At 65.7% G+C, this 21649-nt stretch carries 17 protein-coding genes; 12 read left to right on the top strand and 5 right to left on the bottom strand.

The features are described from left to right. Positions 1–78 precede the first annotated feature (78 nt). The 4 genes from bfr to G7044_RS06540 form a co-directional block, all read right to left on the bottom strand. A complete protein-coding gene (gene bfr / locus G7044_RS06555) occupies positions 79–564 on the bottom strand; it encodes a bacterioferritin (RefSeq protein ID WP_166327120.1) in 486 nt (161 codons plus the stop codon). Positions 565–585: 21 nt separating this feature from the next. After that, positions 586–831 (bottom strand): (2Fe-2S)-binding protein, encoded by a 246-nt coding sequence (locus G7044_RS06550; RefSeq protein WP_166327118.1) that lies wholly within the window; start codon positions 829–831, stop codon positions 586–588. A gap of 120 nt (positions 832–951) precedes the next feature. Beyond that, positions 952–3078 carry a penicillin-binding protein 1C gene (pbpC, locus tag G7044_RS06545; RefSeq protein ID WP_328803818.1) on the bottom strand — a complete coding sequence of 709 codons (2127 nt, stop codon included), beginning with the start codon at positions 3076–3078 and terminating at the stop codon, positions 952–954. Next, positions 3056–8539 (bottom strand): alpha-2-macroglobulin family protein, encoded by a 5484-nt coding sequence (locus tag G7044_RS06540; protein WP_166327116.1) that lies wholly within the window; start codon positions 8537–8539, stop codon positions 3056–3058. Before G7044_RS06540 ends, pbpC begins: the two co-directional genes overlap by 23 nt. A gap of 134 nt (positions 8540–8673) precedes the next feature. On the opposite strand from G7044_RS06540, the gene G7044_RS06535 reads away from it, so the two are divergent. The 6 genes from G7044_RS06535 (at position 8674) to G7044_RS06510 (ending at position 14099) form a co-directional block, all read left to right on the top strand. Then, a complete protein-coding gene (locus tag G7044_RS06535; protein WP_166327114.1) occupies positions 8674–9801 on the top strand; it encodes an S-(hydroxymethyl)glutathione dehydrogenase/class III alcohol dehydrogenase in 1128 nt (375 codons plus the stop codon). Then, positions 9801–10313, top strand: a complete 513-nt coding sequence (locus G7044_RS06530; protein ID WP_166327112.1) for a GNAT family N-acetyltransferase — start codon at positions 9801–9803, stop codon at positions 10311–10313. The genes G7044_RS06535 and G7044_RS06530 overlap by 1 nt, the downstream gene beginning before the upstream one ends. Further along, positions 10303–11142 carry an S-formylglutathione hydrolase gene (gene fghA, locus G7044_RS06525; RefSeq protein WP_407947382.1) on the top strand — a complete coding sequence of 280 codons (840 nt, stop codon included), beginning with the start codon at positions 10303–10305 and terminating at the stop codon, positions 11140–11142. The genes G7044_RS06530 and fghA overlap by 11 nt, the downstream gene beginning before the upstream one ends. 114 nt (positions 11143–11256) lie before the next feature. Continuing rightward, the gene (locus G7044_RS06520; RefSeq protein WP_166327110.1) at positions 11257–12252 is read left to right on the top strand and encodes a DctP family TRAP transporter solute-binding subunit; all 996 of its coding nucleotides are present in this window, start codon (positions 11257–11259) and stop codon (positions 12250–12252) included. 43 nt (positions 12253–12295) lie between these two features. Continuing rightward, positions 12296–12781, top strand: coding sequence for a TRAP transporter small permease (locus G7044_RS06515; RefSeq protein ID WP_166327108.1), 486 nt, complete (start codon positions 12296–12298; stop codon positions 12779–12781). Continuing rightward, entirely contained in the window at positions 12774–14099 is a 1326-nt protein-coding gene (locus tag G7044_RS06510) for a TRAP transporter large permease (RefSeq protein WP_166327106.1), read from the top strand. The genes G7044_RS06515 and G7044_RS06510 overlap by 8 nt, the downstream gene beginning before the upstream one ends. Before the next feature lie 27 nt (positions 14100–14126). Here G7044_RS06510 and G7044_RS06505 read toward each other — a convergent pair whose 3' ends face one another. Beyond that, positions 14127–15056 carry a glycosyltransferase family 2 protein gene (locus G7044_RS06505; RefSeq protein WP_166327104.1) on the bottom strand — a complete coding sequence of 310 codons (930 nt, stop codon included), beginning with the start codon at positions 15054–15056 and terminating at the stop codon, positions 14127–14129. Between the two features lie 211 nt (positions 15057–15267). Between G7044_RS06505 and G7044_RS06500 the strand changes: the two genes are divergently transcribed. The 6 genes from G7044_RS06500 (at position 15268) to G7044_RS06475 (ending at position 21648) form a co-directional block, all read left to right on the top strand. After that, positions 15268–16287 (top strand): Bug family tripartite tricarboxylate transporter substrate binding protein, encoded by a 1020-nt coding sequence (locus G7044_RS06500; RefSeq protein ID WP_166327102.1) that lies wholly within the window; start codon positions 15268–15270, stop codon positions 16285–16287. Positions 16288–16296: 9 nt separating this feature from the next. Beyond that, a complete protein-coding gene (locus G7044_RS06495) occupies positions 16297–16743 on the top strand; it encodes a tripartite tricarboxylate transporter TctB family protein (RefSeq protein ID WP_166327100.1) in 447 nt (148 codons plus the stop codon). Then, on the top strand, positions 16740–18230 hold the full coding sequence (locus G7044_RS06490) for a tripartite tricarboxylate transporter permease (protein ID WP_166327098.1): 1491 nt from the start codon (positions 16740–16742) through the stop codon (positions 18228–18230). Before G7044_RS06495 ends, G7044_RS06490 begins: the two co-directional genes overlap by 4 nt. A gap of 78 nt (positions 18231–18308) precedes the next feature. Further along, positions 18309–19310 (top strand): Gfo/Idh/MocA family protein, encoded by a 1002-nt coding sequence (locus tag G7044_RS06485; RefSeq protein ID WP_166327096.1) that lies wholly within the window; start codon positions 18309–18311, stop codon positions 19308–19310. Further along, a complete protein-coding gene (locus tag G7044_RS06480; protein ID WP_166327094.1) occupies positions 19310–20881 on the top strand; it encodes an acyl CoA:acetate/3-ketoacid CoA transferase in 1572 nt (523 codons plus the stop codon). The genes G7044_RS06485 and G7044_RS06480 overlap by 1 nt, the downstream gene beginning before the upstream one ends. Beyond that, positions 20878–21648 (top strand): enoyl-CoA hydratase/isomerase family protein, encoded by a 771-nt coding sequence (locus G7044_RS06475; RefSeq protein WP_166327092.1) that lies wholly within the window; start codon positions 20878–20880, stop codon positions 21646–21648. The genes G7044_RS06480 and G7044_RS06475 overlap by 4 nt, the downstream gene beginning before the upstream one ends. Position 21649 lies beyond the last annotated feature (1 nt).

The raw sequence follows: 21649 nt of genomic DNA, 5'->3' as shown, positions 1-21649 counted from the left end.
CAATTCACCCCGGGATACTGGGGCCAGAATGAAAAAAGGCGTCGCGAGAGCGGCGCCTTTCTTTTGCTGTCAGGGGGCTTACTCGGCTTCGTCGGCCGGCTTGGCGTTCAGCAGGCCATAGTTCTGCGCGCCGATGGTGTCGTAAAGCTCGATCTGGGTTTCGAGGAAATCGATATGGCCTTCCTCGTCCGAGATCAGGTCTTCGAACAGCATCTTGCTGACATAGTCGCCGACTTTTTCACAATGGTCGCGCGCCTCGATGTAAAGCGTGCGGGCGTCATGTTCGCCGGCGAGGTCGGATTCCAGCGTTTCCTTGATATCCTGCCCGATCCGCAGCGGGTCGAGCTTTTGCAGGTTCGGGTGGCCTTCAAGGAAGATGATCCGCTGGATCAGCCGGTCGGCGTGGTTCATTTCCTCGATCGATTCGGCGCGGGACTTGTCGGCGATGCGACCGTAGCCCCAGTCTTCCTGCAAACGATAATGCAGCCAGTATTGGCTGACTGCGGTCAGTTCTGAACGTAATGCTGCGTTGAGGTATTCAATGACCTTCGCGTCGCCCTTCATTCTTCTTCCTTTCCTGTCTCCCTATGCCTTGTTGCGCAGCCCGGTCAGGATCGGCGGCAATTTCTGCCCGTCGCTGACCGCAAAGCCGTCGGCGGCCCGCATTTCAGAGACGAACAGCTTCATGCAGCCGCCACAATCGGCGCGCTTGCCCAGAGCATGGTAAACCTTGCCCGGCGTGACAATGGTATCAGGGTCCGAGGCGCGCATCCAGCCAACAGCGGCACGAATGTCGCGATCAGTGATTTGATTGCAGTGGCAGACGATCATGGCTGCTGCATCCTCGGGGACAGGAAGTGTTTTAGTAGGGCATTCCTGTTTCATCAGATCGCGACGGGGTAGTCAAACTTTTTCTGTCGGATTTGAGGTTTTCACGGGGATTTGACGGGTTCACGGCAGGATCATGCGCAGACGGGCGCGCCGGGTGGTGCCGGCGGCGTCGGTGACCGACAGTTCGGACATGCCGGGGCTGCTGGTCAGCCGCGTCACTGGGTCGCGGGTGGCGATCACCGCCGGGGCGCCGTTCAGCAACCAGGTATAAGGCGGCACGCCGCCGCGCAGCCGTACGGGGATGGTGGAGCCGGCGAGTTCCAGTTCGGCACCGTCGGGGGGGAAGACGATGACCAGCGGATCCTCGGGCGCGGTGATGGGGGCTCCGGGTCGCGCGGGGGCAGGGCTGGCGCTGCCCTTCGGGGTAAATCGGCGCAGTGGTGGCGGCAACTGCGGGTTGGCGGCGATCACGGTTTCGGGCGGTGGCGGGGGCAGCGGTCGGTCACGAGGTCCGAGCGCGTCGAACAGGTCGAACAGCAAGGGGGCGGCGACCTGGCCGCCGAATGCACCCGGTACCGGCGTGCCGTCTGGTCTGCCCAGCCAGACGCCGGCCACGAATTGCCCGTCGAAGCCCACCGACAACGCGTCGCGATGGCCATAGCTGGTGCCGGTCTTATAGGCGATACGGCCGGGACTGCGCCCCTCGGGCGCAGGGATCTGCGCCAAGATGTCTGCCACCTGCCAGGCGGAGGCTGCGCTGATCAGGCGGGCGGGCTGCGGGGGCTGCACCTGCAGTGGCGTGTCGTGCAGCAGCACCGCGCGGCCGCCTTGCGCCAGCGCCGCATAGCCTGCGACCAGATCGTGCAAGGACACGCCCGCCCCGCCCAGCACCACTGCGAGGCCGGGCGTCGCGCCCTGGGCTTCGACGCGCATTCCGGCCCGGCGCAGCCCGGCCATGACGCGGGCCGGGCCAAGTGCCTCGGCCACGCGGACGACGGGGACGTTCAGCGATTGGCGCAGCGCCTCTCGGATGGTGACGGTGCCGCGGAACCGGCGGTCGAAGTTTTCCGGCTGCCAGCGACCGAAGACGGCGGGGCGGTCCTCGATCAGGGTGTCGGGATGGATCAGCCCGTCATCGAAGCCCAATGCATAGACGAAGGGTTTCAGCGTCGACCCGGGCGAGCGCAGCGCGCGGGTCATGTCGACGAAGCCGGCCCGCGGAGTGGCGCCGAAATCAGCCGTCCCGACCGAGGCGAGGATTTCGCCGGTGGTATGGTCTGCCAGCAGGGCGGCGGTCGAGACGCGTTCGGACTGGCCGGCGGTGGCGCGGGCGACCAGTGTTTCGGCGGCGCGTTGCAGATGTGGGTCGATGGTGGTTTCGATCCGGGCCGCACCGGGATGTTCCCGCCGCAGCCGTTCGGCCAGCAGGGCCGCATGGGCCGGGAAAGCGCGGCGTGCGGTGGGCAGCGGCGTGGCGCGGGCCAGATCGGCGGCCTGAGCGTCAAGGATGCCCACCGCCTGCGCACGGTCGATGACGCGGTCGCGGGCGACGCGGGCGGCTTCGCGCCGGGCCGGGATGTCCGGGCGGCGCAGCTCGGGCGCCTGAGGCAGGGCCACCAGCAGCGCCGATTCCGCCGGGGTCAGGCGGGTCGGTTCCTTGCCGAACCACATCAGCGCAGCCGCCCGCACCCCTTCGGTGTTGCCGCCGTAAGGGGCCAGACGCAGATACAGCGTCATGATCCCGTCCTTGCCGATGCGCCGTTCCAGCGCCATGGCCAGCCGGGCCTGGCGCAGCTTGGCGCCCCAGTCGGCGGTGGGCCCGCGTTCCAAAAGCCGCGCCGTTTGCATCGACAGGGTCGAGGCCCCCGACACGATCCGCCGGTTCCAGACTGCCTGAGCGGCGGCGCGGATCACGGCGCGGCGGTCCACCCCGTCGTGATCGGAAAATCGGCGGTCCTCCCAAGCGACCAGCATCTGCAGAAAGCGCGGATCGACGCCATCGGCAGGCGGCGAAAGACGCCATAACCCGTCGCCCACCTGAAAGGCACGCAGCAGGCTGCCATCGCGGGCCAGAACCTCGGTTCCGGTCGGCACCGCCAAAGGCGGCAACGGTGTCGCGTCCAGCCAGAGCCCAAAGGCGTCGCGGCCCAGATCCGCCGCGGCCGCCAGCAGGCCAAGTGCCGCGGCAAGCGCGATCAGCCGGCGGCCTGCCTTGCGGGCAGGATCAGGGCGCGACGATGACGACACCGCTCTCGGTCCAGCCGCGCCGTTCGGCACGGTAGAAGTCGGCGACCGAAGCTGCCGGGTGGTGGAAGCTGCCCGGCGTCACCGCCCGCAACCGGTAAGCCAGTTGCAGCGTGCCCTCGCCGCCGAATTCGACCGAGGCCGCGAAGCGGTCGCTGCGGAACTCGGTCATTTCGGTCTGGGTGTCGCCTTGCAGCCAGTCGAGGCCCGACAGTTCGCCCGCAGCGATCAGGTTCGGGTTGTCGATCTCGAACCCCGCGGGCAGCGGATCGGTGATGATCAGGCGGCCATCCTGCCCCTCGTTGAAGGCCGTCACCTCCAGCACTGCGACCATGCGCTGCCCTTGCGCGACCAGCGACGGATCGACCGGTTGGCCTTCCGGCGTGAAATAGCGCCGGGTGATCTGATAGGCGGTGCCGCCGGCCGCGACGGGATCAGTCGGGATGGCCGTGACGGACAGAGTGACATCGACAGGACTGCCGCTGGAATTTCCAAGCGGCTGCGCGATGGGCGTGGCGGCGTCGCCCAGATCGGCGACCGGTCCGGGCAGCGGCGCGCCGCCCAAGGTCACGCCTTGAGCCGGATCGCTGCCCGATACCAGCGCCTGACCGGCCATGACCGTCCACAGCGCTTCCTGAGTGGACAGGCCATAGCTGCGGCTGGCGATGTCGCGGGCGATGGCGGCGGCGAGGGTGTCGCGGTCGACCCGCTGCGATCCGGCCTCGGCCGCCAGCGCCAGCACGGCGGCGCGGTCGCGCAAGGAGGTGCCGAAGTCGCGGCGGAGGCCCTGCGGATCGGCCTGGGCGACAATCAGCGTGACAGCGCGGCCGAACATGCGGTCGGCGCGGGGCTGATCACCCAGGAAGGCAAGGGCGGCACCCAGCTGCGCCGCCGCCATCGGGGTGGCAAAGCTTTCGCTGCCCATATCGGCGTAATAGCGCAGGTCGCTGACCACCGCCGAACGTTCGCGCGCCAGCACATAGGCCGAATAGGCCATGGCCGCGGCCTCATCCGCCGAGGCGTATTGCGGATCCGACGACGCGTTGAGGTAGTTTTGCAGGCTGGTCAGCGCGCGGCGGAAATTCGTCTCTGGCACCGCATGGCCGGACTGGCGCGCCCGCGACAGGAAGTCGGTGACATAGGCGTTCAGCCAGGGCTCGGCGCCCTGCGCGCTCCACAATCCGAAACCGCCTTCGGGGGTCTGGCGGGTCAGGATCTGGGTGATCGCGGACTCGATGGTGCGGGGCGGATCGCCGGGCAAAGTCGGTGCGTCCTCGGGCATCAGCCCGGCGGCGTAAAGCTGCGGCATGGCGGCCGAGGTGATCTGTTCGGTGCAGCCATAGTCGAAATCGCGCAGCAGCGTCAGCGCGGCGGGAATATCCAGCAGCGCATAGGCGCCCACCGACATTGTCAGCCGCCCCGACCCCGGCGCGAAGGCGCCAAGGGCAGCAAGATCCGGCGTGACCGAGGCACCCGGTTCCAGCGTCATCCGCAGCGCGCGGGTGACCGGCTGATCCAGCCGCAGCACCGGGATTTGCAGATCCTTTGTGACCGTGCGGCCATCGGGCAGGGTGGCCGCGACCCGCAGCCCCGCCGCGCCTTCGGTCTGGGGCGCAGTCACCAGCAGCGTCAGCGGCTTGCGCTCTCCCTCGGCCAGCGGAACCGAGGCGGGCAGGTCCGCCGTGGCCAGCGTCACCGTACCACCTTCGGGCGCCACGCTGAGGCCGACATCTCCGGCGGGGCCGGAGACATGGGTCAGCGCGATTTCCGCCCGCGCCTGATCGCCGGGCGCGAGGAAGGGCGGCGCGGTGACGGTCATCACCACCGGGTCGCGCACAAGCATGGTCATATCGGCCTGACCGACCCCGGTTTTCGACCAGGCAAGCGCGATCAGCCGCACCTCGCCGTTGAAATCGGGCAGCGGCACGGCGACCGTGGCGGTCCCATCCGCCCCCAGCGTGACCGGACCCGAGAACCAGGCCATCAGCTTTTCGGTCGGCGGTGGCGCGGTCGTGCCAGGCCCCGAAGCATCCCCGCCCGAGCGGATCGCCCCGTCGGCTGCGCCCGAGGCGAGGATCAGCCGTCCATACAAATCGCGCAGCCCAACGCCCAGCCGACGCTGGCCGAAATAATGGTCGCTGGCTGAAGGTGGCTCATAGCCGGTCAGGTTCAGGATGCCCTGATCGACGGCCCAGATGGTGGCGTGAACCGTCTCGCCCGGCTCGGCCCCCGCAACGCGCAAGGTAACCTGCGCGTCCTGTCGGGGATCGGTTTCGGCCGGGGCTTCAAGCGAGGCTTGCAGCAGTTTGGCGCCGGGATCGACGGCGGCGGGTACAAGGCCAAGGCCGCGCACCGGCGCATGGCCGGCGTCGGTGCCTACCGGGCGGATGGCGCTGACCGCGACATAGACGCCGGCACCCCAGTCGTCGGTGACCGGCAGCTCGACGCTATTGGTGCCCGCCGAGGTGGCAACGGTTTCCAGCGCGATCAGCCGGTTCGATATGACCGAAATCAGCGCCGCGCCATCGGCGGGTGCCTCAAAGGTGACGGTTGCGGTCTCGCCAGGACGATAGGCGGGCTTATCCAGCGTGACGCGCAGCCGGTCGGGCGTGTCTTGCGAGGCCGAAACTGCGCCCCAGCCGGCATCGAACAGGACCGAGCTTTCGGAACCGTCGGCGCCCCTCAGCACCAGCTCGAACTCGCCCCAGGTGACCGGGACCGACAGCGTGGTGGGCTGGCCTGCGGCAAGCTCGATGCTGCCGGAGCCGGCGCTGCTGCGGTTTGTCACCGGTTCCCACTGCCAGTCGCCGTCGATGGCATACCACTGATAATCGGTGTCGATCTTGTTCAGTTCCCAGGTGAAGCTGCCCGCCTGCGGGGTCAGGTCGGGGCCAAGGGCGACGATCTGGAAAGGGGCGTCGCTGCCTTCGGGTACGGTGCCGCCATCGAATCCTGGCCGGATGCCAAGCGCCAGCTTTGCGGGCAGGACCAGCGCATCGTCGCGACGCTCGACCGGGCGACCTGCGCCTTCCAGCACGTTCAGCCGCAATTCGGCAGTCCATGGTCGGGTGGCGGTGGCCATCGTGGCGGGCAGGTCGACATTGGCGGTGAAATTGCCGTCCGCGTCGGTGCGCCCGGCCAGCATCTCGGCGCTTTGCGACTGGGTGTCGTCATGGCGGCCGAACTGATAGCCGTCCCAGCCCGGCAGGCTGCGCGCCGGGCTGAGGATCATCTGGCCCTCGACCGGCAGATCGGCCGCCGGCGCACCGAACAGCCAGCGGGCGGCGATCTCGGTCGTTACCCGGCCCGAGGGGGGCAGGGGCGCGTCGCCCAGTTCCAGCGCAAAGTCGATACGCTCGGGCAGGAAATCCTCGACCAGCATCCGGGCAGAGGCGAGCGCAGGGCCGTCCTCCTCGACCCGCAGGTCAATGCGCCAGGCGCCGCGGGTGGCGGTGGCGGGGATGGCGAAGTCCAGCACATAGCCGCCATCGCCGGCGGGCGCGGGCATGACACGGGAAAACTCTGCGCCGTCGGGGCGAATGATGCGGGCCTGCATCGGCAGCCCGTCAATGGCACCGGCAAGCCCGTCGCGGGCCAGAATGGTGGCATGTGCCGTTTCGCCGGCCCGGTAAGCACCGCGATCAAGTGCCATGAAGACATCGACCGGCGGGGCGGGCGGGTTGCCCTCGACCCCGCGATCCGAAAGGTCAAATTCCGGGTCGGTCAGCGACAGGAAGCTGAGATCGGCGACGTCCTCGCCCTCCATCCGGGTGGCTGTCACCAGCGCAGGCGCTGCGGCATCGCGTCCGCGCGTCAGCCCGGCATCGAAACGCGCGATGCCCTGATCGTCGGTCAGCGCCGTGCCCAGCACCGCGTTCCCGCGCGAAATCAGCGCCACCTCGATCCCCGGACGTGCGCCGGCATCGGACAGGCCGCGCACGGCGACCGTCAGCCCGTCCGTGCCCGAAAAGCTGGACAGGCCCAGATCCGAGACCATGAACCATTGCGTTGCCGCCGGGCTGACATCCGGATCGGCATTCGGGACCGCGGCGCTGAGCGCATAGATGCCGGGCAGCAGCGGGCCTGCCTGATCGCGCAGGTCCAGCCGGGTCGCGACCTCGGCATTCACCGGATGATCGCCGCCGCCTGCAGGCGGGGCGATGGTGGCAAAACCGGTCCAGACCGCTTCGCCCAGCTGGCCGGTAAAGCTGCTTTGCCGCCAGCCATCCAGCGGCATTCCGAACATGTCGTCACGCAGCGCGCCAACCAGATTGCGGTCGGACATGCGGTAAAGGGTCAGCGCCACCTCGGCGGTGTTGACCGTCGACATGGTCAGCCCCAGATCGCCCGAGGCCGGCAGCACATAGGCCCGGCCGGGAAAGCGCACGAGAGGGCTGCGGTCGGGGATATAGGCCGTGGTCGCCACGTCGCGACGCAGCTTTTCGCCCGTAGCAGAAGGCAGGCCCGCGCGCATGGTCACGGTAATGTCCTGACCGCGCGCCATGCCGGTAATGCACAGGTCCGAGCCCTGCGTCTCGATCCCCAGCGCCGGGTCGGGCAGGCCGACGAAGGGGCGCAGGTCGACGTTGCGGGCCACGTTTTCGGAAAAGAAGATGCAAAGCCGCGGCTCGGGTCCGTCGCTGGCAACCATGTGATCCGAGACGCGGAAGCCATAGCGGCCTTCGAATTCGTCAATGATCGCGGCGATGGCGGGGGCATCCTCGGGTCCGGCGCGCAGCGCCTGCAGGCCGTTGCGGCCCCGGCCGAGCTCCTCTGCCGCTTGCGCCCACAGCGCCAGATTGCCGGCCCCGTTGCCGGGATCGCGCAGCCAGGCATTGGTGGCGGCATCCAGCGCGGCCTGCCGCAGGGCGCTAGAGTTGTTGGCGTCCTTGGCGGCGGCAGTCATCAGTGCCGAAAGGGTCGCCCAATCGGCGGCAAGATCGGTCAGCGCCGTGACTGCGCCCTGCGCACGCAACGCGCCCTGCGGGTCAGCGCCGCGCCAGGCGTCGACCGAGCTGCGCAGATCCTCGACCGGCATGCCATAGCCCGGATAGGTCTGTCCCAGTTCCGTGGCTTGCGACAGTGCCCGGTTGCGGTCGCCTTCGTACAGCCAGTCCTTCGCGGCCTCGGCACGGTCGCGGGCGCGGGCGGCGGTGATCGGGTCGGTGCGAATCACCTCGCCCGACAGCGCGCCGCCGAAGGGGATGGGATCGCCCGGGTTTGCCTTGGGGAAGCAGGCCCTGCTGGCGGCGTTGTAGGTCAGCGCCGTGCAGGATTCGTTGGTCAGACAGGCCTGGACGCAAGCGGATTGATTGATGTTGAAGATCGGCCCCAGATCGCCACCGGGCAGGTCAAACCCGTCTTGCAAGGGAAGCCGCGCCTGCGGGGTGACAGTTTGCGCGCCGGCCATCGTGGCCAGCCCCATCAACATCGTGGCGATTGCCGCCGAAACCACGTTGCGCATCGCGCCCCCCTTTAACAGACAGGCCAACCCTGCCAGAGCCCCGCCCGTTCGGCAACGGCGAACCACAGGGCCGGAGATGGGTTGACCCGCGCGCCCTGCTGTCCAAAACATGATTCAAAGCAAAGGAGATGCCGATGAGAACCCGCGCCGCAGTCGCCCTTGAAGCCGGAAAGCCGCTGGAAGTGATGGAGGTCAACCTGGACGGCCCGAAAGCCGGCGAGGTTCTGGTCGAGATCAAGGCCACCGGCATCTGCCACACCGACGAATTCACCCTGTCGGGTGCCGACCCCGAAGGTCTGTTCCCCGCGATCCTTGGCCACGAAGGCGCAGGCGTGGTGCTGGAAGTGGGCGAGGGCGTGACGACGCTGAAGCCGGGCGATCACGTCATCCCGCTGTATACGCCGGAATGTCGGCAATGCGCGTCCTGCCTGTCGGGCAAGACGAACCTCTGCACGGCGATCCGGGCCACGCAGGGGCAGGGGCTGATGCCCGACGGCACGACGCGGTTCAGCATGCTGGATGGCACGCCGATCCACCACTACATGGGCTGCTCGACCTTCGCGAACCATACGGTGCTGCCGGAAATCGCGCTGGCGAAGGTGCGCGAGGACGCGCCTTTCGACAAGATCTGTTACATCGGCTGCGGGGTGACGACGGGCATTGGTGCCGTCATCAACACCGCCAAGGTCGAGATTGGCGCAAAGGCGGTGGTTTTTGGCCTTGGCGGGATCGGGCTGAACGTCATTCAGGGCCTGCGGCTGGCCGGTGCCGACATGATCATCGGGGTCGATCTTAACGACGACAAGAAACCGATGGCCGAACATTTCGGCATGACCCATTTCATCAATCCGAAGAATGTCGACAATGTCGTGCAGGAGATCGTCAACCTGACGAAAACCCCCTTCGACCAGATCGGCGGGGCCGATTACAGCTTTGACTGTACCGGCAATGTGAAGGTGATGCGCGACGCGCTGGAATGCACGCATCGCGGCTGGGGCGTTTCGGTCGTGATCGGGGTTGCGCCTGCGGGGGCCGAAATCAGCACCCGGCCTTTCCAGCTTGTGACCGGAAGGATCTGGAAAGGAACGGCTTTTGGCGGTGCTCGCGGCCGGACGGATGTGCCGAAGATCGTCGATTGGTACATGGACGGCAAGATCGAGATCGACCCGATGATTACCCATACGCTCAGCCTCGACGACATCAACAAGGGCTTTGATCTGATGCATTCGGGCGAATCCATTCGCTCGGTCGTGGTGTATTGATGACAGTCGAGTTGCGTCCCGCGACGGCTGACGATCAGGGTGCCATCTGGGCCATCCTTGAACCCGTTTACCGCGCGGGCGAGACCTATTGCATCGACCGCGACATCAGCCGCGAGGATGCGCTGGCGGATTGGTTTGCGTCGCCCTTCACCGTGTTCGTGGCCGAACGCGACGGCGTGGTGCTCGGCACCAGCCATGTGGGGCGAAACCGTCCCGGCGGGGCGTCGCATGTGGCCAATGCCAGTTTTGCGACGGCAACGGCAGCGCGCGGGCAAGGCGTTGCGGCGGCGCTGGTCGCCCATGCGAAGGACTGGGCGCGCGGGCAGGGCTTTCGCGCCATGCAGTTCAACTTCGTCGTCGCCAGCAATGACGATGCCGTGCATTCCTGGAAGAAAGCGGGCTTTGATGTCGTTGGTCGCCTGCCGGGGGCATTTCTGCATCCCAGCCTTGGCTATGTCGATGCGCTGGTGATGTATCACGACCTGACCGAAGGGGCTGCCGATGCCGCTTGAAACCGTTTCCGAAAACCGCAGCTTCGGCGGCACGCAAGGCGTGTACCGCCACGCGTCAGAAGCCACGGGCACCGACATGACTTTCGCGGTCTATCTGCCGCCCGCAGCCAAAGCCGGGCCGGTGCCGGTCCTGTGGTACCTGTCGGGGCTGACCTGCACCCATGAAAACGCCATGACCAAGGCCGGCGCGCAAGAACACGCCGCGCGCGAAGGGATGGCGCTGATCTTCCCGGACACCTCGCCGCGGGGCGATGGAGTCGCGGATGATGACGCCTATGATCTGGGGCAGGGCGCGGGCTTTTATGTCGATGCGACGCAAAAGCCTTGGGCGCCGCATTTTCGCATGTGGGACTATGTCACCCGCGATCTGCCTCGCGTGGTCTTCGACGCCTTCCCGTTGCGGCGCGATGCGCAGGGCATCACCGGGCATTCGATGGGCGGTCATGGCGCGCTGACCATGGCGATGACCATGCCCGACACCTATCGCAGCGTGTCGGCCTTTGCGCCCATCGCCAACCCGACCGAGTCGGAATGGGGCCGCAAACAGTTGACCGCCTATCTGGGCGAGGACCGGACGAAATGGGCCGCCCATGATACGACGCTGCTGATGGCGGAGCGCGGCTTTCCGGGCGATATCCTGATAGACCAGGGCAGCAGTGACCAGTTCTATGACCTGCTGCGCCCGCAGGCGCTTGCGGATGCGATGGCGGCGCGGCGTCAGGCTTCGGTGATGCGACTGCAGGACGGCTATGACCACAGCTATTTCTTCGTGCAGAGTTTCATGGGCGATCACATCCGCTGGCATGCCGAGCGGCTGCGGGGCAACTAAGGCGGAATTGCGAAAATACGCCTTGTATGCAGCCCGGCCTTCGGGCCATGGTTCCGCGTGACCTGAAGGCCGGGCGCAGATCCCGGCCGCTTGAACGGATCAAGGGAGGAAGACATGACCATCACCCGCATCAGCTTTGCCGCACTTGCTGCCTCGGCGATCATGGCGATCTCGGCACAGGCCGAAACGCTGCGCCTGTCGCACAATGTCGGCGACACCACCACATGGCAGCAGGGTGCCGAAAAGTTCGGCGAGCTTCTGTCGGAAAAGACCGAAGGCGCCTATGACGTCCGCGTCTTCCCGAACGCGCAGCTGTCGGGCGGCGACCAGATGAAGCAGGCCGAGATGGTCGGGCGTGGCGCGCTGGATCTGGTCGTGACCTCGGCCATCAACGTAACGCCGCTGGTGCCGGAAATGGCCGTTTTCTCATTGCCTTACATGTATGAAAACTATGCGCAGGTCGATGCGACAACGCAGGGCGATGCGGTCAAGCCGCTGGAAGCGATCCTTGATGAAAAGGGCATCAAGGTGCTGGCCTGGGGCGAGAACGGCTTTCGCGAGCTGACCAATAACAAGCAGGCGGTCAAATCCCCCGACGATATGAAGGGCCTGAATGTCCGCGTGGCCGGGCCGATGTATATCGACGTGATGAATGCGCTTGGCGCAAACCCGCAGCAGATGCAGTGGTCGGAAACCCTGACAGCGTTGCAGCAGGGCGTGGTCGACGGACAGGAAAACCCGATCGGCGCGGTCATCATCCCGCAGCAGGTCTATGAGATGCAGAAATACATCACGACCTGGCACTATTCCTATGACCCGCTGTTCCTGGGGATTTCCAAGGCCAAGTGGGAAGGTCTGGACGCCGACACCCAGGCCAAGTTTCAGGAAGCCGCGACCGAAGCCATGGCCTTCCAGCGCCAGATCAGCCGCGAAGGCACCGACAAGGGCGTGGCCTTCCTGAAAGAGCAGGGGATGGAGGTTCACGAGCCCTCGCCCGAAGAACTCGCGGCCTTCCGCGAGGCGACCAAGCCCGCATTTGATACCTGGGCCGAAAAGGTCGGCCCCGATCTGGTGAAATCCTTCCAGGACGCGGTGGCTTCCGCACAGTGACCGGCAAGGCGGGCCTTCGGGTCCGCCATCACGGGGGGACGCCATGCGCTTCATCTTCGACGAGGCCGAAAAGATCATCTGCGCGGTGATCTTTCTGGGCATGACAGCAATCGGGTTCGCGAATGTCTGCGTGCGTTACCTGACCAATCTCTCGCTGGCCTCGACCGAGGAATTGCTGACAAACGGCTTTCTGCTGTTGACCGTCTTTGGCGCCGCCATCGCCGCGCGCCGGGGCGAACATCTGGCGGTCACGCTGCTGGTCGACAAGCTGCCGCACAGGCTGCGCCGCGCGGTCTTTCTGCTGGCGGTGACGCTGTCGGTTCTGCTGCTGGCGATGTCGGCGTGGTTTTCGTGGCAGGCGCTGGTGAACCTGTGGAACAACGGCATGAAGTCCTATGCCCTGCAAATCCCGGCCTGGTATTATCAGGCCGCCGTGCCCTTCGGTTTCGCGCTGATCATTCTGCGCTATCTGCAACATGCTCGCGACGTGCTGATGGGCCGCGCCCGGACCGAGGTCCCCGATGTCTGAGCTGATCGCGATCCCCGCCGGGACCCAGATGGTCATCGCCTTCTTCTTGCTGATGGCCATCGGCGTGCCGGTGGCGTTTTCGCTGGGGCTGTCGGCGCTGTACGCGATGTGGGTGATCGGCTTTGGTTTCGATCTGGCGGGTGACCTGATCGCCGCCGGTATCGCCAAATACTCGCTGCTGGCCATCCCGTTCTTCATCCTCGCCGGGTCACTGATGGGGTCGCTTGGCATAGCTGAACGCATGATCCGTTTTTTCCGGGTGCTGATCGGCAATCTGCCGGGTGGGATGGGTGTCGTCGGCACCGTCGTCTGCCTGTTCTGGGGTGCGGTTTCCGGGTCAGGCCCCGCATCGGTCGCGGCCATCGGCCCGATGCTGATCCGCGCGATGGAGGAAGACGGGTACAGCCGCGCTTTCGCCGCCGGACTGGTCGCGACGGGTGCGGCCTTTTCCATCGTCATCCCGCCCTCGATCGGGCTGGTGATCTATGGCGTGATCGCGGAAACCTCGATCTCGCAGCTTTTCATTGCCGCCGTCATCCCCGGCATGTTCATGGGGCTGATGATGCTGGCCGTATTGCCTTTTGCGAAACGCGGGCAGGGGCGCGCGGCGCTGGATCGGCTTAGCCCCGACCCGTATGTGGGCCTGCCTTACGGCGCGCGGCTGTGGCAATCCTTCCGGGACAGCTTTTGGGGGCTGATGACGCCGGTCGTCATCCTTGGCGGCATCTATTCCGGCGTTTTCACACCCACCGAGGCGGCACTTGTGGCCACCGTCTATGCGCTTGCCGTCGGCGGGCTGATCTATCGCACGCTGACCGTCCGGGGCCTGTATGATTCACTGGCCGATGCCGCCGCGTCATCTGCGGTGGTGATGCTGGTTGTGGCCTATGCCAGCCTGTTCGGCTGGGTCGTCACGGTCGAGGATCTGGTCGGCAGCTATTCAACCGCGCTGCTTGGCATTTCTGACAATCAGACGGTAATCCTGATCGTCATCATGGTGATCCTGCTGATCGCGGGGATGTTCATGGATGCGGTCACAGTCATGTTCATCTCGCTGCCGATCTTCATGCCGGTGGTCCACGAAATGGGCTGGTCGCCGGTCTGGTTCGGCGTGCTGCTGATGGTCAATCTGGCCATCGGGCTGATTACCCCGCCCGTGGGCATCAACCTGTATGTCGCCGCCAACGTGACGCGCCTGTCGATCGAGAACGTGGCGAAAGGCGCGCTGCCCTTTCTGCTGGCCAGCCTTGTCGGGCTGGCCGTCGTTGCGGGCTTTCCTGAAATGTCGCTATGGCTGGTGCGGTTTCTGGCCGGGTAAGACTGGGAACCGGAAACCGGACCTGCATCACAGGCCGGTCTGGCAGCTTCCTTCTTCCGGCAGCTCCTGCCCGCCTTCCTCGGGCGGAAAGCGGCGGATGAAGCCCTGTTCCGCCGCCAGCTGCAGCGTCGCCGGATCAAGGCAGAACATCCTTTCATAGATCGGCTGCAAGCCTGCTTCGCCATCCGCCGCATAGGCGCGCTGGATCAGCTTAGCGATCTGGCGCCGCTCGTTGCCCATCCGGGGCGTCCGGACTGTGCCGTCAATACGTTCGACATGTTTTTTGCGCCAACTGTCCAGAATGCGGCAATCGTAATGGCGCAGCCAAAGCCCCGGCAGCCTGGCCGGTGCGAAGGGGGTGCGGCCGGCATGATTGTGCAGCGGCATTTCCGCCAGCGGGGGGGTGCCCCGGACGCGGGTGAACGATTTGCCATGCGTGTGTCCCCAATAGCCGGCAGTGCTTAGACCGGCCAGATCGCCCAGCTTTTCGGTCCAGAACGTACCGCGCGCTGCGGCGTCGCGTTCCTGGACTTTGAACCACGGGGTGGAAACGATGTCATCTTCACTTTCCGGGGCGGCAGTATAGACAGCCTCGACCGGCGGGACCGAGACCGACAGCACATGTTCGGGCACCGCGTCCAGCAATTTGCTGACCTGCTGCTCGCTCCACAGGTGTTCGTCGACATCACAGCTGAATATCCAATCCGCACCCGAGCGGGCGCGGGCCAGCGTTGCGTTGTGTTTCTGGCGCCGCTCCAGCCCGTCCGGCCTGGCACCGGCCCAATAATCTGCATCGCAGACGGTGATTTCGATCCGTTCGTCATCGAAAAGGTGAACATGGTCAGGATCATCGTAATGGATGAATATCCGCGACGCCCCCATCCGCTTGTAGCGGCTGATGAACAGTCCGATTGCCTCGCGGGTATCCTTGGCGGTTACCACCACATCCCAGGTCATGTTGGCTGTCCCTTTCCAGTCATTGTCTGCGATCCCGGCGTGCCTTCCATCTGCACGTCGACCGCTGATCTGTGCCGCGAATCCATTTGGGGATCAACCGCATATACGGTCCACGTAGGCAGGTGCAGCGAAGGCCAAGCGTGTTGACCGAATCGCGCCGCCCATCTACTCGCTTGGAGCTGTTCAGGATGACGTTCTCGGAGGGACAGGGATGAAGCAGCAACTGATCGGAACCGGCAATATTGCAGGTGTTGGCGCGACCATTACCCGCCGCGCGGCGCTTGCAGCGGCCGCAGCGTTTGCCCTGACGACCCCTGCATTCGCGCAGGAATGGCCGACCGGGCCGGTCCATGTCTACGTCGGCTTCCCCGCCGGCTCCTCGCCCGATCTGCTGGCGCGGATCATCACCGAGCCGCTGGCCGAAAAGCTGGGTCAGCCGGTCGTCGTGGAAAACAAGCCCGGTGCGGGCGGGGTGATCGGGGTGCAGCAGATGTTGGCCGCGGCCGATGACGGGCACAGCTTCGGCACCACCATTAACGGGCCGCTGACGACTGCCGGGCGGATGATGCCGGATTTGGGCTATGATGTGGCCACGGACATCCAGCCGGTGGCGCTGATCGCCACCTCGCCCTTGGTGCTGGCGGTGTCGGGCACATCCGAAGTCGCTGATCTGGCCAGCTTCATCGACCTTGCGAAGGCCGAACCCGGTGCACTGGCCTATGGTTCGGTCGGGCAGGGGTCGGGCGCGCATCTGACGGCCGAGCTGTTCAACAACGCCGCCGGGATCGAGATGCTGCACGTCCCCTTCACCGCCTATGCCGAGGTCACGACCTCGATCATCGGGGGTGAGATCGATGCAGGCTTCATGGCTCCGTCTGCCGCGCTGCCGCATGTCGCGGGCGGCAAGATGAAGATGCTGGGTGTGACCTCGGCCGAGCCCTTCGCGCAGATCCCCGACGTGCCGGTGATCGCCGGAAACGCGGGCCTTCCCGCCGACTTCAAGGCCGAGCTGTGGAACGCCTTCATCGCCCCCGCTGGCACCGATCCCGCCATTGTCGAACGCCTGAATACCGAAGTGAACGCCATTCTGTCTGATGCCGAGGTGCAAAAGAAGCTGCTGGATATGGGCTGGCAGGCAGCGGGCGGTTCGGCCGAGGATCTGGCGGCGCGCATCACCGAGGACACCGAAATGTGGGGCGCGGTGATCGACAAGGTCGGTGCTGCGCAGTAAATCGCCCGCATGAACCGGGACTGGGCGGATATCTGGGGCGGGCTTGCGCTCGGCCTGCTGGGCGCGGGCGTCGCGATTTATGCCGGGCTGCGGCTGGATTTCGGCAGCCTTCGCGCCATGGGGCCAGGGTTCTTTCCGACCGTGTTAGGCGTGGCCTTGGCTGTGCTGGGTGCGGCGGTCGCGCTGCCCGCGTGGAACCGCGCCGCCGAAAGCCCGAAGATTGCATGGGGTGACGCGAGCGCCGTCATCGGTGCCATCCTGATTTTCGGGTTTGGCATGAACCGCCTTGGCATCCTGCTGGCCTGTTTCGCAGCCGTCCTGATCGCCAGCCTGCCCGCCCCGCATGACGGCTGGCGCTGGCGCATCCTGCTGGCGGCCAGCGTCACCCTGTTGTGCTGGGCTGTCTTTATCCTTGGCCTGCGCATGTCCATCCCCGTCTTCCCGAAGCTGCCATGACCGCATGGGAAGGCCTTGCCCACGGTTTCGGCGTGGCGCTGCAGGCGGATGTGCTGATCTATTGCCTGCTTGGCGTAACGCTTGGCACCTTCATCGGCGTCCTGCCGGGGATCGGGGCGATGGCGGCGATCTCGCTGCTGCTGCCGATCACCTTTTACATCAGCCCCGAGGCCGCGCTGGTGATGCTGGCGGGCGTCTATTACGGCGCGCAATATGGCGGCGCGGTGGCGTCCATCCTGCTGCGTCTGCCCGGCACGCCGCAATCGGCGGTCACGACGCTGGACGGCTACCCCATGGCGCGGCAGGGCCGGGCAGGGGTGGCACTGTTCGTGTCGATGGTGTCGTCCTTTGCGGGTTCGATGCTGGGGATCGTGGTGCTGGTGGTGCTGGCGGGGTGGCTGTCGCAGGTGGCCACCGCCTTCCGCGCCGCCGATTACGCGGCGATGATGGTGCTGGGGCTGGTCGCCGCCTCGACCATTGGTTCGGACCGCCCGGCCAAGGCCTTCGCCATGGTCACGCTGGGGCTGATCCTCGGCTGCGTGGGCACGGATGTGAATTCCGGCGCGCAGCGCTTTACCTTCGGCCAGTCCGAGCTGATGGACGGCATCAATCTAGTCGCGCTCGCCATGGGCCTGTTCGGCGTGGCCGAGGTGATCGGCAATATCCGCAATGCCGAACGCCATGCCGCGCCCGAGCGCGTGACCTTCCGCCAGATGATGCCCACCCGCGACGACCTGCGCCGCATGCCCGGCGCGACACTGCGCGGCACCGGGCTGGGCAGCTTTTTCGGGGCGCTTCCCGGCACCGGCTCGACCCTGTCATCCTTCCTGTCCTACGCGCTTGAACGCCGCATCGCCCGCCATCCCGAACGCTTCGGCAACGGCGCCGTCGAAGGCGTCGCCGGGCCCGAGGCCGCGAATAACGCCGCCGCCATAACCGCCTTCGTGCCGACGCTGACGCTGGGCATTCCCGGCGATCCGATCATGGCGCTGATGCTGGGCGCGCTGGTGATCCACGGCATCCAGCCCGGCCCGGAAATGCTGACCGCACGCCCGGATATGTTCTGGGGGCTGGTCGTCAGCTTTGGCATTGGCAACCTGTTGCTGCTGATCCTGAACCTGCCGCTGATCGGGATCTGGGTGTCCATGCTGCGCATCCCCTTCCGCTTTCTATATCCGGCGATCCTGATTTTTGTCTGCCTCGGCGTCTATTCGGTGCGGGGTTCGGCTTTTGACATCGCCACCGTCGCGGTGGTGGGCGTCGTCGGATACCTGCTGGCGCTAGCCCGCTTCAGCCCGGCGCTGCTGCTGCTGGGTTTTGTCCTTGGCCCGCTGATCGAGACGAACCTGCGCCGCGCCATGCTGATTTCGCGCGGCGATCCGATGGTATTTCTGGAACGTCCCATCGCCTGCGGCTTCGTCATCGCCAGCGCCGCCCTGATCCTTCTGTCCATCTGGAGAAGGCGTATCGCCGCCGATAGTCACTGAAACGGTGCTTGACCGAATCGAAACGCTTACTTATCAAATTTGGAACGGTCCAAATTGTGATCCGAGGGGGATATTGCGATGAAATGGGGATTGATCGGGGCAAGTGCGATTGCGAGCGGCCGAATGATCGGCGCGTTCCGCGGCAACGGGGATGAGGTTGTGGCCGTCCAAAGCTCCGGTCAGGCGCATGCCGATAAATTCGCGTCGGAAAACGACATTGCGTTCGCCACGACCACGATTGACGAGTTGCTGGCCCAGCCGGATCTGGACGCGGTCTATATCTCCTCGACCAACGAAAAGCATTTTCCGCAGGCCATGGCGGCCATCGCGGCGGGCAAGCATGTGCTGTGCGAAAAGCCGCTGGCGATGAATGTCGCCGATGCCGTGGCCATGGTCCGCGCGGCCGAGGAAGCTGGCGTCACCTTCGCCACCAACCACCATCTGCGCAATGCCGCCAGCCACCGCGCGATCCACGACTTGCTGAAAGACGGCGCGATTGGCGAGGTCCTCAGCGCGCGGGTCTTCCATGCGGTGAACCTGCCGCAGGCCTTGCAGGGCTGGCGAGTCGATAATGCAGGCGCGGGTGGAGGCGTCATTCTGGATATCGTTGTCCATGACGCCGACACGATCCGCTTCCATCTGGACGAAAACCCGGTCGAGGTCGTGGCCATGACCACCGGCCAGCATATGGGGCAGGGAGTCGAGGACAGCGTGATGTCGATCTGGTCCATGCCCTCGGGCGTGCAGGTGCAGACGCATGAAAGCTTTACCCACGCCCATGCCGGCACCGGGATCGAATTTCACGGCACAACCGGGTCGATCTTCGCGCGCGATGTGATGAGCCAACGGCCCATCGGTGAAATCTCGATCCGTCGCGGGCTGGACTACACCCCCGTCACGTTTGAGGCCGAGGATCTTTACGCCCGCTCTGTCCGGCTGTTCGGTCAGGCGGCGGCGGGGCAGGGTCGTCCTGCGGCTGATGGGCGCGATGGCGTGGCCTCGCTGGCGGTGGCCGATGCGGTTGCGCGCGCGGCGGCAAGCGGGCAGCGCACGGCGGTGGATTACGGGGGACTGCTGTAATGTCCAAGGTTGTGACGGCGGCCGAGGCTGCCTCGCGCATTGCGGACGGGGCTGTCGTCTCGGTTTCCTCATCCTCGGGGTTGGGTTGCCCGGATGCGGTGCTGCGCGCCATCGGCGCGCGCTTCGATGCCGAAGGCCATCCCCGCAAACTGACCACGCTGCATCCCATCGCGGCGGGTGATATGTATGGCATCAAGGGCATCGACCACATCGCCAAGGACGGGCTGCTGACGCGCATTCTGGCCGGGTCCTACCCGTCCGGGCCGTCCTCGCTTGAAATGCCGGAAATCTGGAAGATGGTCGTCGAAAACCGGGTCGCGGCCTATAACGTGCCTTCGGGGATCATGTTCGACATGAACCGCGACGCGGGCGCGCGCCGTCCGGGCGTGCTGACGCAGGTGGGGCTGGACACCTTTGCCGACCCGATCCGCGAAGGCTGCGCCATGAACGAGCGCGCCGCCGAACACCCCATCGTCCACCGCACCGAATTCGCGGGCGAGACGTGGCTGCATTTCCCGAACATCATCCCCAATGTCGCCATCATCCGTGCCACCACGGCGGATGAACATGGTAACCTGACCTATGAACATGAAGGTGCCTATCTTGGCGGCATGGAGCAGGCAATCACCGCCAAGAACCATGGCGGGCTGGTCATCGCTCAGGTCAAGCGCGTCACCGCGCGCGGATCCTTGCGCCCCCATGACGTGCATGTGCCCGGCCATCTGGTCGATCTGATCGTGGTGGATCCCGATCAGCGCCAGACCACGGAAACCGACTATGACCCGGCGATTTCGGGCCAGATCATGCGGCCGTGGGACAGTTTTTCGCTGGCCGAGTACGGCGTTGAAAAAGTCATCGCGCGCCGCGCCGCGATGGAGCTGAAGCGCGGCCAGACCGCCAATCTGGGTTTTGGGATTTCGGCGATGGTCCCCCGCATCCTGCTGGAGGCCGGCCACCCCGAGGCCGTCACATGGGCCATTGAACAGGGCGCGGTGGGTGGCATGCCGCTGACCGGCTTTGCCTTTGGCTGCGCGTCGAACGCCGACGCCTATATGCCCTCGCCGCAGCAGTTCACTTATTTTCAGGGCGGTGGATTTGATCTGTCCTTCCTGTCCTTTCTGGAGGTTGATGTGCAGGGCAACGTTAACGTCTCAAAACTTGGCAAAAAACCTTATCTGACAGCAGGTTGCGGCGGGTTCGTCGACATTACCGCCAACGCGCCCGAGATCGTCTTTTCCGGCTTTTTCGAAGCCGGGGCCGATCTGGACCTGACCGAGGACGGCTTGCGCGTCCGCAAGCCCGGCAAGTTCACCAAGATGGTCGAGGCGGTGGAACACGTCACCTTCTCTGGCCAGCGGGCGCTGAGCCGGGGCCAGAAGGTGCTGTATGTCACCGAACGCTGCGTGATGCGGCTGACCGACAAGGGGCTGATTGCGACAGAAATCATGCCGGGGATCGAGGCGGAACGCGACATCGTGCAAGCCTCGCAGGGCCGGGTGCAGGTGGCCGAAAGCGCTGCGACCATGCCCAAGGCGCTGTTGTCGCAGGGCGCGATGGGGCTGGAGCTATGAGTGCCTCGCTGGATCTGACCATTGACGGCGGCATCGCCAAGCTGCTGCTGAACAACCCGGCGCGGCTGAACGCGTTTACACCGGAAATGTTGGCCCAGCTGGAACGCCATTGCGCGACGCTGGACAACGATCCTGCCGTCCGTTGCGTGATCCTGACGGGAGAGGGCGGGCGTGCTTTCTGCGCAGGGGCAGACATCAAAGCCTGGGCGCCGCTGTCGCCCTTCGATTTCTCGCGTCATTGGGTGCGCGACGGGCATCGGATTTTCGACCGGTTGGCGCGGCTGTCGAAGCCCACAATCGCGGTGATCCATGCGCATGCTTTCGGCGGGGGGCTGGAACTGGCCGCCTGTTGCGACATTCGCGTCATGGCACCCGACGCGACGCTGGCGCTGCCGGAAACTCAGGTTGGTATCGTGCCGGGCTGGTCGGGGACGCAGCGCCTTGCCCGGCTGATCCCGGAACCGATGCTGAAGGAAATGGCCCTTTTCGGCCGCCGGATCAGCGCCGAACGCGCGCTGTCCTGCGGTTTCGTAGCGGAACTTGCCGAAATGCCCTTCGCCGCAGCGCTGGAAATTGCTGAAAAGCTGCTGACCACCTCGCCCCGTGCAACGGAAGTGGCAAAATACATGATCCACGCTGCCGTGGGCGAGGATCGCGACGCCATGATCGAGGCGCTCGGGTCGGGCATGATCGCCGCCAGCGCCGACAAGGCCGAGGGCGTCGCCGCCTTCACTGAAAAACGCAAACCCGTCTTTCCGGGGAAATGAC

Source organism: Paracoccus xiamenensis, assembly GCF_011308835.1.
GTDB lineage: Bacteria > Pseudomonadota > Alphaproteobacteria > Rhodobacterales > Rhodobacteraceae > Paracoccus > Paracoccus xiamenensis.
Note: the sequence above shows the minus strand (reverse complement) of the source record. Positions and strands in the feature narration are given on the sequence as shown.